This window comes from Stutzerimonas stutzeri, assembly GCF_000590475.1.
GTDB lineage: Bacteria > Pseudomonadota > Gammaproteobacteria > Pseudomonadales > Pseudomonadaceae > Stutzerimonas > Stutzerimonas stutzeri_D.
In genome coordinates this window covers 4,294,757-4,307,018 of sequence record NZ_CP007441.1, presented here as the reverse complement: position 1 = coordinate 4,307,018, position 12,262 = coordinate 4,294,757, and the positions used below count along the sequence as shown (strand labels likewise).

8 protein-coding genes are annotated in these 12,262 nt (G+C 62.5%); 3 read left to right on the top strand and 5 right to left on the bottom strand.

The features are described from left to right. Positions 1-246 precede the first annotated feature (246 nt). The 5 genes from CH92_RS19555 to CH92_RS19530 form a co-directional block, all read right to left on the bottom strand. The gene (locus CH92_RS19555) at positions 247-4,593 is read right to left on the bottom strand and encodes an MBG domain-containing protein (RefSeq protein ID WP_025243450.1); all 4,347 of its coding nucleotides are present in this window, start codon (positions 4,591-4,593) and stop codon (positions 247-249) included. A gap of 75 nt (positions 4,594-4,668) precedes the next feature. Continuing rightward, positions 4,669-6,333: a ShlB/FhaC/HecB family hemolysin secretion/activation protein gene (locus CH92_RS19550; RefSeq protein ID WP_025243449.1), complete on the bottom strand. Its 1,665-nt coding sequence runs from the start codon at positions 6,331-6,333 to the stop codon at positions 4,669-4,671. A gap of 125 nt (positions 6,334-6,458) precedes the next feature. Next, a complete protein-coding gene (locus CH92_RS19545; protein ID WP_025243448.1) occupies positions 6,459-7,421 on the bottom strand; it encodes an AraC family transcriptional regulator in 963 nt (320 codons plus the stop codon). Between the two features lie 441 nt (positions 7,422-7,862). Continuing rightward, positions 7,863-9,059 (bottom strand): class I SAM-dependent rRNA methyltransferase, encoded by a 1,197-nt coding sequence (locus CH92_RS19535; protein ID WP_025243446.1) that lies wholly within the window; start codon positions 9,057-9,059, stop codon positions 7,863-7,865. 166 nt (positions 9,060-9,225) lie between these two features. After that, a complete protein-coding gene (locus tag CH92_RS19530) occupies positions 9,226-9,765 on the bottom strand; it encodes a type 1 glutamine amidotransferase domain-containing protein (RefSeq protein WP_025243445.1) in 540 nt (179 codons plus the stop codon). Between the two features lie 117 nt (positions 9,766-9,882). Between CH92_RS19530 and CH92_RS19525 the strand changes: the two genes are divergently transcribed. The 3 genes from CH92_RS19525 (at position 9,883) to CH92_RS19515 (ending at position 12,073) form a co-directional block, all read left to right on the top strand. After that, positions 9,883-10,746, top strand: a complete 864-nt coding sequence (locus CH92_RS19525; RefSeq protein ID WP_025243444.1) for an HDOD domain-containing protein — start codon at positions 9,883-9,885, stop codon at positions 10,744-10,746. A 57-nt stretch (positions 10,747-10,803) separates the two neighbouring features. After that, positions 10,804-11,616 carry a bifunctional DNA-formamidopyrimidine glycosylase/DNA-(apurinic or apyrimidinic site) lyase gene (gene mutM, locus CH92_RS19520; protein ID WP_025243443.1) on the top strand — a complete coding sequence of 271 codons (813 nt, stop codon included), beginning with the start codon at positions 10,804-10,806 and terminating at the stop codon, positions 11,614-11,616. A 115-nt stretch (positions 11,617-11,731) separates the two neighbouring features. After that, a complete protein-coding gene (locus CH92_RS19515) occupies positions 11,732-12,073 on the top strand; it encodes a hypothetical protein (protein ID WP_025243442.1) in 342 nt (113 codons plus the stop codon). Positions 12,074-12,262 lie beyond the last annotated feature (189 nt).

The following is a 12,262-nucleotide window of genomic DNA, read 5'->3' as shown; positions in this document are numbered from 1 at the left end:
TGCATGACAAAACGGGATCACCGTTTCGTACGGCCTGGACTCACGGACTCGCCGGAGGATTTCTGGCGAGGAATGATCGGATTCTACGCCGCGCCTGGCGTCAGGGGAAAGGCTGGCCTGGGCGAACGGACCAGCGCCCGGGATTGGGCGCCGATTGTTGCACCGAGGAATGGGACGGCTACTCGCCTCAGCCGGGCCGGGGAGCTTGCTAACCGACTCATCCTGCCTGAAGGGTTTACTCTGTGACTACAGTCCGTCGGGCATTCGGATACCGGTCCCGCTGATCTGATAAGGGTCGCTCGTGCTGAATGAAATCGTTTCCTGGGCGGCGTCATTGCTGGACTGAATGGCGGCGAGAATATTGTTGTAGGACGGTGGCGCAGTGGTTGGTTCGCTGCTTGGTTGGGGGGCGATGCTCAGCACGCCATCGACGAAGGCAATGTCGTAGTTGGCCGAGGTCAGGCCACTGGCGCTGAGGTCATAACTGCCGGCATTGACCGCGCCCTGGGCGCTGCCGCCATAGGTGAGGCCGCCGCCGAGTACGGAGGCCCCCTCGCCATTGACGAAGCCGCTGTAGCTGACGCCATTACCACCGCCGAAGGCAATGCCGTCGAAGGTCTTGCTGGCATCGAGGGCGGTGATGCTGAGGGCGGCTTTGTCGATGGTCAGGGCACCGTCGACAAAGGTCAGGCTGTAGTTGCCGTCCGTACCGCTGGCGCTGTGGGTATAGCGGCCTGCGTTGATGCCGCTGCCGCCATTGGTACTCACGCCGCTGAGCACGCCTGCCGTTTCACCGTTGACCAGGCCGGTAGCGGTAAAGCCGGTAATGCTCTGCTGTTGGCCGTTGTAGGTCACCAGGCCGCTGTTGGCAGTGACGGTGGCCTGGGCCTTGTCGACGTTGAGGCTACCTGCGGTGTAGTTGATGGCGTAGTTATCAGCGCTGAGGCCGCTGGCGTTCAGGTCATAGCTGCCGGCATTGATCGCGCCCTGTGCGCTACCGCCGTAGACCAGCGTGCCGCCGAGCACGCCAGCGTTCTCGCCATTGACGAAGCCGCTATAGGTGACGCCATTACCGCCATTGAAGGCGAGACCGTCGTACGTCTTGCTGGCGTCAGCCGCGGTGACAGTGAGCGCGGCCTTGTCGATGGTCAGGGCAGTATCGGCGTAGCTGATGTCGTAGCCCTGCTGACCCGAATACAGCCCGTCCAGGCTGAGACCACCATCGGTGGTGCTGTAGCTGCCAGCGTTCTGCGAGGCGCTGGAGTAGGTCAGGCTACCAAGCAGCAAATCATCATCCAGGGTATCGCCAAGATCAGTTGTATATCCGCTGGTACCGCTGCTCTGGCCATCGTAGGTTTTATTGCCGATATCCGTCGCCGTGATGGTCACGCTCTGCATAAAGCTGCGCAGCAGCGGTGCGGTTTGCCCCTCATAGATTCTCCACACCGCGTCGCTGGCGCCGCTGGTGGCCAGGTCCCAGGTGGCATAGTTGGAGGCGTCGCGTAACGCCGTGCTGTCCAGGCCGCGTAGATTCTCCACGGTCGCAGATCCACCAATGGTGCCCGCGCCGGGGCCGGTGAAGGTGTCGGTATTCCAGAACGAGTCCGCTACGCGTCCGGTTGATATATCGCCTACCAACCCCCCTACGGACGTCACTCCGCTCACACCGCCAGTGGCGTAGGTGTATTCGATCAAGCCGCCGGAATACCCGGCCAAACCGCCTACATACTGTGTGCCCTGTACCTGACCGGTGGCATAGGCATTGCGGATGGTGCCTGTGTTGGTACCTATGAGGCCGCCGGTAAATACGACTCCGGTGACGTTGCCCGTGGCATAGGAGTTTTCCACCAGGCCCCAGTTCTCACCGGTCAGTCCACCGACGACGTTCTCTGCGCCGTTGACATCGCCAGTGGCATAGCTGTTGCGAATGATGCCGTTGTCCCGATTGCGTGCCACCAAACCACCCGCGCCGCGCGCCGTGGCGCTGACGGTTAAGTTGGTGTAGAGGTTACTCAGTACGCCGCCGTAGTTGATGCCTACCAGGCTGGCTGCATTGGACCCGCCATGAACGCTGCCACCCACCATTCCCAGGTCGTGAATCTGCGCCCCGGCGGTGGTCTGCCCGATCAATGCCACTTCGCTTTCGTTTGCGCGATTTATCCTGAGGTCGCGAATCAGGTGGCCTTGACCATCCAGCGAACCGGTAAAGGGGGTGCTGGCGTTGCCCACCGGTTTGAACCCTGCCGCTCCCCAGACATCGCCGTAGTAGCCATTACCGTCGGCTGCAAGCGCTGCACCGAGATTCAGGTCGGTACCCAGACGGTAGCTGGCTGACAGATCCAGCGCCATCAATTGCAGGGCATGGGGCGTGAAGAGGGTCGTCGAGTATTCGCTGCGCAACATAGGCCGTGTATCTCCCTCGAACATTACCCAGGTGTCGGTGAAGTCGAAGCCGGCATAGGTGGCTTGGGTGCGGGCATTGGTGGAATCGATGCCAGTGCCGGCGGCACTGCTTGCTTGGCCGGTCGAGTCCATGTCCCAGTAGCTGTTGGTGACCGTAGCGCCGTCGCCATCAACATTCCCCACCAGCCCGCCAGTGCCGGTCACTCGGCCGCTGGCGTAAGCATTGGTCAATGTGGTGCCCTGCACGGTGCTGCCGATCAGCCCGCCGATGGCACTACCCGTACCGGTCACCGCTCCCGTTGCATAGGCGTCCGTGACCGAGGCGGCACGGTTACGGCCGATCAAACCACCCACCTCGCTCGCCCCGCTGACCGTGGCTGTAGAGGAAGACTGGCTGACGACGCCCTGATCGCTCCAGCCCACCAGCCCGCCGACCCTATCGCCCTGCGCAGATACCTGTCCGGTGACATGGGTATTGGTCAGGCTGGCAGTGTTACCGCTCAGCCGTGCCACCAGGCCACCCACCGTGGCTGCGCCAGTGATGGAAACATTGGCTAGGGTCAGATCGCGGAGGGTGGCTGCAGTCAGGCCGAACAGACCGACAGTCGACTCGCTCGGGCGATTGATGACCAGGCTGTCGATGGTGTGCCCGAGGCCGGCGAAAGTGCCGCTGAAGCCATCGATAGGAGCGAAGCCGGCTCCAGCGTTCCAGGTACTGGTCGCATCGGCATCGAGATCGATGGCGAGCGCGTAGTGGCCACTTCCCGAGATGCCTTGCAGGGCGCTGAGGTCGCGGATCATGGTGTAGTCAACGCCGCCGAGACTAAGCCCGGCATTGTCTCCGGAAAGGGTAATGCGTGCCCCGTGGTTCAGGCTATAACCGTTGCCATAGGTCAGCACGAGCCCAGCACTTTCGCCGCTGGCGGTGATGTCCTTGTTGACGTTTATACGCCCGTGAGCATCGAGCGTCAGCGTGGTGTCCGCGCCCCAGCTCACGGCAGCATTGACGTTGATGTCGCCACTTTCGCTGCCGCTCGCCACGGTCTGTAGCGTGACGCTGGTGTTCTGCAGGTTGGCGCTGAGGGTGGTGGCGCCGATGCCGCTCGTGGACTGGCTGGCGCTGCCGGCGCTGACGGTGAAGTCGGTAGGGTCGATCAGCCAGGTGCCGGTTTGGCCAGCGGCGGCCCTGGTGGTGACACTCGCTCCTTCAGCAATCTGCACATGGGCGCCACTGGTGTCGATAAAGCCGCCATTCCCGCCAGCGGGCGCGCTGGCGTCGAGGGTGCCGGCAACCTGTACGGTGCCGCCGTCGAAGTCGCCGAGTAGAACGATCTTGCCTTCCTTCTTGCCGAGGGTGCGGGCCTGGATCACGCCGGTGTTGTTGACCACCGTCTGCAGCAGGGCATCGGCTGCGCTGGCAGTGAGGATGATGTTGCCGCCGTCGGCCTGGATCAGTTGATGGTTTTCCACGAGAGCATCTTTCACCGCCTCGTCGACCTGCAGGTTGAGCAGCCCGTCGCCGGCAAAATCCAGTGTCATTGCATTGCCGGCTGCCATGGCCACCGTGCCCTGGTTGGCGACTATCAGCCCGTTGTTGCTCACCGTGCCGCCGAGCAGGGCCACGCTGCCGCCGTCGGCTGTGGTGATCTGGCCGTTGTTGATGACGCTGGCATTGTTGCCGGTACCTTGGAAGCGGTAGTTGCCGGCCTCAAAGTCGCTGTTGCTGATGTTCAGCGTGGAAGCGACCAGGCCACCGACGTTGACACTGGCGCCGGCCCCGAACAGCACGCCGTTGGGGTTTATCAGGAACACCCGGCCATTGGCTTCGAGGGTGCCCATGATCTTCGAGCCGTCTGCGCCAAGTACTCGGTTGAGGGCGATCGAGTCGGTGCCGGGCTGGTTGAAGGTCACCTTGTGGCCAGTGCCGATATCGAAGCTTTGCCAGTCGACCGCCAGCTTGTTGCTGGATTGGTCGATGACCATCTGGTTAGCGGCCGGCGTGCTGATGCTGCCGCTGCCGGCGACTACCTGGCCGCCGTTTGGCAAGTCGGCCGCCAGGGCGAGCAAAGGGCTCGACAGCAGGACGGCGAGCACAGCGCCTGCCCCTTTTCCGCAGCGTCGGGCATGTTCGTGGGTCACGCTCCAGACGCCGAGGCTAGAGTTCCAGACGAGGGCGTAGCTGCGGTTCATGGAGGTTTTCCTCGTGTCGCTTGGCTGGCACCGGCGTTTGTGACCGGCGTTGTTATAAGGCTGAGCCGTCCAGGGCTAGAACGTCCGCACCACCTGTGCCCAGATGCGCGGAGAGCGCTCTACATCGCTTTCGGCTGGGGCGTTGCCGAGCTTCCAGGCGGCAACGGCACCGACCTGCCAGCTGTGGGCGGCCCAGCGCATGCCGATACCGGCGCCGGATAGGCTGCGATGGTTGTCTTCGTCAATCCAGGTGTTCTTGTTCAGACGCACCTGGCCGTGATCGACGAAGCTAGACAACTGCCAGGACTCGTTCAGCGCATAACGCAGCTCAAGGTTGGCCAGCCAGCCCTGGTCGCCGGAGGCTTCACCCTGCGGGTAGGCGCGTACGCCGTAGGCACCGCCGAGGTAGAGCTTTTCCGAGCTGTCCAGGTTGCGGTTGGCCCATTGGCCCTGGAGCTGGCTGTAGAGGCTGAAGCGCTCCGTGAGGCGCTGCAGGCGTACCAGGCTCGGGTTGACCTTGGTGAATTGGCCGCGGCTGCCCGCGCTGAGGTCGTCGATGCGCTGTTGAACAGGGTCGTCGATGTTCAGGCTGCCTTGGCTCAGGGCCAGGGCGAAACTGTTGAGGCCGCCACCTAGCAGGGTATCGCGGCTGTTGCCGACGAGTGAGAGGACGAGTACGCGGGCGCGCTTATGGCTTTTCTGGTCGAACAGGTCGATGTCGTCCGTGAGGCGCTTGTCGTCGAACTGTAGCTGGCCGTAGAGGCTGAAATCCCGCGAGCGCACCAGCGGCTGCAGGAGGAAAGCGCTGGCGATACGCGCATTGCCGTGAGCGTCGAGGTCATCGAAGTCCTTGCCCAGTTGGTAGTCCATGTCCGAATAGGCCACGCCCACCTGTGTCGCCCAAGGGCCGAGCGGCAACTGATAGGCAATGCGGCCGTAGCGCTGCCCCTCTTCGGAGCCCGTTGCGCGCAAGCTCAGACGGTCGCCGAGAGCGAATGGGCTGTTCAGATGAAGAGTACCGCCCAGTCGGTACTGACCGACAAAGCGGTTTCCGTAGTTGTCGGCATCTACCGAGCCCTCGATCAGCGGGGCGCGCTGCAGGTCCACAAGCAAGTCTGTGGTGCCGGTGCTGGCCCCGGGGCGCAGGGTTGATTTTACCTCCACACCAGGGGTGTCCTGGAGCAGCAACAGGCTGCGCTCGAGCGGCCTGCTCTGTACCGCATCGCCGGGTTGCAGGGCCGTCATCGGGGTGAGGGCGCTGCCACGCAGCCCGGCCTGGTCGTTGATCTGCACCCGACCGTAGCGGCCCTCAAGAACGGTGATCCTGAGCATGCCACCGTCGATCTCCTGGGCCGGCAGGTAGGCGCGGGCCAGCGGATAGCCGCGCTCTCGGTAGGCGCTGGTGATGCGATTGGCTGCACCTTGCAACTGGCCGATCGTCAGTTCTCGCCCCGGGAGGTCGACGAGCAACTCAAGCAACTCCGTACTGGTCAGGGCCTGGTTGCCATCGAAAGTGAACCCATTGATCAGCAGGCGCTGGCCGGCGTCGGCGGCGGGGTCGACCGGAGCGTCGGGCAGGTTGAGCTCGAGGCGCTGCCGCTCTGGCAGTTGCAGAGGAGACTGGTCGAGACCTTGCTGCACCTGGCCGGCGTCCGGGGCTATGGCGGCGTGCGCGGCTGGCAGCAGAAGGCCGATAGTCGGTACCAGTGCAACGGACAACAGGCTCGTGGCGAGGCGCATGGTGGTCAGCTTCCCTGTGTTACACGCGGGCTCCCCGAGACGGTCTGTCCGGTGCGTGTCGAAAAAAGGCGTAGCTTAGGAAGGGCGTGGCCATTTCGGCTTGATAGTTCTTGCGCTCTTGCGCCTCAGCTTTCCAGGCCCAGGGCGATATCCAGCCATTGTCTGGAGCCGTCGCCCTGCCAGGGTGGCTGACGATAGAGCTCATAACCGCCCTGAGGCACGAAGCGTTCGCCGGAGCGCTGTGGCCAGGCCGTGGCCAGCGCGCGATAGGCGGCGAACACTTCGCTGTAGGGGGCATTATGTTCCAGGCAAGCATAGCGACCGCCTGGCAGGGTGAAACGGCTCAAGGGCGACTGACCGATGGGATGGCCAAGATCAGGCACAGCGCAGTCGTAGCGCACCAGGTCGTTGGGAGTGATTTCAGGGTTGTCGGTAATCACGCCGACGGCCTGCGCCTGCCCCAGCGGGTAACCGATTCGCTGCAATTCCTCGGCGAAGCGCTGCCAATTCTCGGCGACGCGCGCGTAGCTGCCATAGAAACGCATCCCGATAAGGGGGCGATCTTTCAGGCTGACGATTTGTACCGCTTGCGCTCGACGGTGTTCCTGCTCGGTCGTGGGAATAATCGCCTGACGGGCAAACTGCCGGTACTGGGTCGGCGTTCGACCGAACTGTCGATGAAAGGCGCGAATAAATGCTTCATGACTGGCGTAGCCCATCGAGAAGGCGATAGAGAGCACCGGCTCCGGGTAGATCAATAGATGAATGGCGGCGCGGTCGAGGCGTGTACGGCGAATGTATTCACTGGGGCTCTCGCCCATCACCTTGCGGAAGCGACGCTGGAAGTGGAAGGCACTGAGGTGGGCGCAGGAGGCCAGACGATCAAGAGACAGCGGCCGCTCCAGATGCGCCTCGATGTAGCGGATCGCGAGCAGGATGCGCTGATCTTCCAGTACCTGCGGTGGCGGGGTGGCGCGTTCATGAGGCTTGCGAGACCCGGCATGTGGTTCGGCGAACAGCAAGGCGCGCTCCTGCTCTGCCAGGCGTTGTTCATTTGAGTGTCGGGCGTGTACCAGGTCTGCATCCATGGTCAGGGCGTGTCGCGCTCGAGGCAGGTTGATAGGCGGGGCGGGCCCTGTCTCTATGACGTCAGGCGATAATAACGGCGATGCGGTTCAGACGAACAGCGCCACATTACTCCGCGCGTTGGCCTGCATGAGGGACGTTATATCTCAATGCGGAATCGCGATGCCGCGCAACCGCTCGGCGCAGCAGTTCGATGGTTACCAAGCGGGGAATGGGAACAGAATCGACAGGGTGACGATGGCCAGGATGCCCTGGGTTGGTCTGCTCATACAGCCCCGAGAACATCTGCCGCGCAATGGTGCGTTGCTGCGCGCCGGCCATTGAACCGGATCACCATCACTTCGCCGAGCGAAGTGATGAAGCGAGCAGCACACTGCTGCCCATTCCTGGACGGGCCCCGCGGCCTAGTCCACCTTATGGCACCGACCCACCGGTTACACCGCTTAGCTGTTGGGCAGCAAGCGTACGGTCAGACTCTTGATATAGCGGGTCTCGTTGATCGCCGGATGCACCGGGTGGTCCGGCCCCTGCGCGCCGCGCTCGAGCAGTTGGATGTTGCGATCCAAGTGACGGGCGCTGCCGAGCAGGATGTTCTGCAGGTTGTCTTCCTCCAGGTGCATCGAGCAAGAGGCGCTGACCAGGATGCCGTCCTTGTTGAGCAGGCGCATCGCGGTTTCGTTGAGACGGCGGTAGGCGGCTTCGCCGTTCTTGATGTCCTTCTTGCGCTTGATGAAGGCGGGCGGGTCGGTGATGACCACGTCGAAGCGCTCTTCAGCGTTCTTCAGTTCCCTCATCGCTTCGAAGGCATCGCCTTCCACGCAGGTCATCTTCTCGGCGACGCCATTGAGCGCGGCATTTCGCTCGACGCCATCGAGGGCGAAGGCTGAGGCGTCAACGCAGAACACTTCGCTGGCACCGAACGCCGCAGCCTGCACACCCCAGCCACCGATATAGCTGAACAGGTCGAGCACACGCTTGCCTTTGACGTAAGGGGCCAGTCGCGCGCGATTCATGCGGTGGTCGTAGAACCAGCCAGTCTTCTGGCCCTGCAGTACGGGCGCTTCGAACTTGACGCCGTTCTCTTCCAGCGCGACCCATTCCGGAACTACGCCGAAGGCAGTGTCGACGTAGCGCTCCAGGCCCTCGGCATCGCGGGCGCTGGAGTCGTTTTTCCACAGCACACCGCGCGGCTTGAGCACCTGCACCAGCGCTTCAAGCACCGCATCCTTATTGCGCTCCATGGTGGCGGAGGCCAGCTGAACCACCAGGTGATCGTGGAAACGGTCCACAACAAGGCCTGGCAAAAGGTCCGAATCGCCGTAGATCAAGCGATAGCAAGGCTGATCGAACAGGCGCTCGCGCAGCGACAGGGCGACTTGGATGCGATGCACCAGCAGCGACTTGTCCAGGCTGTGCTTAAGGTCGCGCGATAGCAGGCGTGCACAGATCAGGTTGTTGGGCGAGACGCCAACGATGCCCAGCGGCTTGCCGCCAGCCGCTTCGAGGATCGCCTGGTCGCCGGCGGCGAAACCGCTCAGCGGGGTGGCAGCGGTGTCCACTTCGTTGCTGTAAACCCACAGATGACCGGCGCGCAGACGGCGATCGGCATTGGCTTTAAGGCGCAGGCTGGGCAGGGTCATCGGGAGGGCTCCGGGAAAAGGGCGCGATTATAGGGGAGAGGGCGGACAAAAGCGCTGTGGATGCCGTGTGACTCGGGAAGAAACGTAAATGTAAGAAAGAGTTGGAAACTGCATCAGTCCGGCGAGGCATCGGTGCTCTGGTGGCTCCGATGCCTCGGGACGGGTGTCAGGCAGAGAGTGCCTTGACCAACGCTTCGCTGAAGGCAGGGATATCGTCCGGCTTGCGGCTGCTGATCAGGTTTCCATCGACCACCACCTGCTCGTCGACCCAGTTGGCGCCTGCATTCTTCAGGTCATCGGTAAGCGATGGCCAGCTGGTCATGCGCTTGCCCTTGACCAGGTCGGCTGAGGCTAGCAGCCAGGCACCGTGGCAGATGACGGCGATGGTCTTATTGGCACGCGCCGCGTCGCGAACCAGTTCCTGCGCCATTTCGTCGGTGCGGATGGTGTCGGAATTGACCACGCCACCAGGAAGCAGCACGGCGTCGTAGTCGTCCATCCGAATGCTGTCGAAGGTTTTGTCGACATGAAATTTGGTCGCCGGCGTCGTGTGGTTCCAGCCCGTCACTTCACCGTTCGATGACGAAATGATTTCTGCGGTCGCACCGGCGTTCTCCAGCGCTTCCTTCGGGCCCGTCAGCTCGACCTGTTCGAAACCGTCGGTCACCAGGATCGCGATGCGTTTGCCTTTCAGAGAATCAGCCATTTCGTTTCCTCTTCGTTGGTTTGCCTGTTGGTCTACTTGAAATCCGACCATGAACTCGGCCAAAGTTCGCACTCTTTCTTTAGTGGCCTAGTGCTACTCGCGAGGCGGGTCGCTTCCATGTCCATCGAACTCACAGACGAACAGATCCGCAGCGTGCTGCAGGGCATAAGTGTTCCCCCGCAACCTCAGATCATGGTCGACCTGCAAATGGAGCAGGTTATGCCCGACCCTGATCTGCGCGCCATCGCCAGGCTGATCAGCCAGGATCCAGGCCTGTCGGGCGCATTGTTGAAGACGGTCAACTCACCGTTCTTCGGTCTGGCCAATCGCATCGCTTCGATTCAGCAGGCCGTCAATCTGCTCGGCTGTCGCTCGGTGATCAACCTGATCAATGCGCAGTCGATCCGCGGCGAGCTCACCGACGCGGCCATCGTCACCCTCAACCGCTTCTGGGATTCGGCCCAGGACGTCGCCAGCACCTGCCTGACCCTGGCCAAGCGCATCGGGCATCCCGCGGCGGACGAGGCGTACACGCTGGGTCTTTTCCACAATTGCGGTATTCCTCTGATGCTGACCCGCTTTCCGGAATATATGGCGGTGCTGGAGGAGGCCTATGCCAGCGTCGGGGCCGAGACCCGCATAACCGATATCGAAAATCGAGTGCTCAACACCAATCATTCGGTGGTCGGGTATTTCGTGGCGCGCTCGTGGAAGCTACCGCAGCACTTGTGCGAGGCGATCGCCAACCACCACAACGCAGTGGCGCTGTTCAATGACGAATGGAGCGATCCGCAGGTCAAGACGCTGCTGGCGATCCTCAAGATGGCCGAGCACATTTGCGCCTGTCATCGCGTGTTGGGTGATCAGCCGGAAGACCACGAATGGGATGCTGTGGCGCAGTTGGTGCTCGAATATGTTGGCCTCTCGGAATACGATTTCGAATGCCAGCGCGAAATCATTCGCGAACTGGGGGTTGGCTGACCCGACTGTGCCTTAGCTGCTAAGGTCGCCCCCCGGTCCTTTGTCGATTTGTCCCGTATGCCCGAACTCCCAGAAGTCGAAACCACCCGCCGCGGCATCGAGCCGCACCTGATCGGTCAGCGTGTCAGTCGCGTGATCGTGCGCGAGCGTCGGTTGCGCTGGCCGATTCCGGACGACCTCGACGTGCGTCTGTCCGGCCAGCGCATCGAGGCGGTCGAGCGGCGCGCGAAGTACCTGCTGATCAAGGCGGAGGCAGGCACGCTGATCGTTCATCTGGGCATGTCCGGCAGCCTGCGGCTGGTGCCGGCCGATCTGCCGGTGGGCAAGCACGAACACGTCGATATCCTGCTCGACTCCGGTATGGCGCTGCGCTACACCGATCCGCGTCGTTTCGGAGCGCTGCTTTGGAGCGATGAGCCGCTGAGTCATGTCCTGCTCGCCAATCTCGGGCCGGAGCCGCTCAGCGATGCCTTCGACGGCGACCGGCTGTTCCAACTGTCGCGTGGCCGTAGCATGGCGATCAAACCCTTCATCATGGATAACGCGGTGGTGGTTGGTGTAGGCAACATTTATGCGAGCGAGGCGTTGTTCGCTGCCGGCATCGATCCACGACGGCCGGCCGGTACGGTTTCGCGGGCGCGTTATCTGAAGCTTGCCGTCGAGATCAAGCGGATCCTCGCCTACGCTATCGAGCGCGGCGGGACGACCTTGCGCGATTTCGTCGGCGGTGACGGCAAGCCGGGCTATTTCCAGCAGGAGCTATTCGTTTACGGTCGGGGTGGGGATTTCTGCAAGAGCTGCGGCTCGACGTTGCGCGAGATTCGTCTGGGCCAGCGCGCCAGTGTCTACTGCGGACGCTGCCAGCGATGATGCCGTCCGAGTGTGCAGGCATTGACGGTGTTCACGATCAACAACCGACGGCCACTGCTATAGTGGCCGACACTACAATCATCTGCCTCGTTTCGCCCAGCTGAAGGACCACACCATGAATCTGTTTCGCTCCACTGCTGTTGTCTTGGCCCTGTCCACTGGCCTGCTGGCGATGCCGGCCCAGGCGCAATCGGTGCAGCAGAACGCCAGCGGCGATCCCATGTACACCGTTGAAGCCCCAAAAGCCTTTTCCATCGTCGGCGATCTGCTGATTGCCCGTCCGCTGCTGATCGCGGCGACCGTCATCGGTGCCGGCCTGTTCGTCGTCAGCCTGCCGTTCAGCGCCATGGGGGGCGGCATCAAGGAAACCGGGCAAGCGCTGGTGGTCGAACCAGGCGCCGCCGCCTTTGCCCGCTGCCTCGGCTGCACCCGCGTCGGCTACAACCGTCAGGACTGATTCAAGCCAGCATCATCGGATCGCCCTTTACTCGATCTGCCTTTCTCACGGCTTCGCCGCTTGATCGCGCGCGAAGCCGTGCTGTTTTGAGAAACTTACTCTCGTCGTTCATGAGCCCATGCTGCTGCGATTCTGATCTTGCGGTGGGTGCTGAATGCGCACAACCGTAACGGCCTCGGTGGCGTTCGA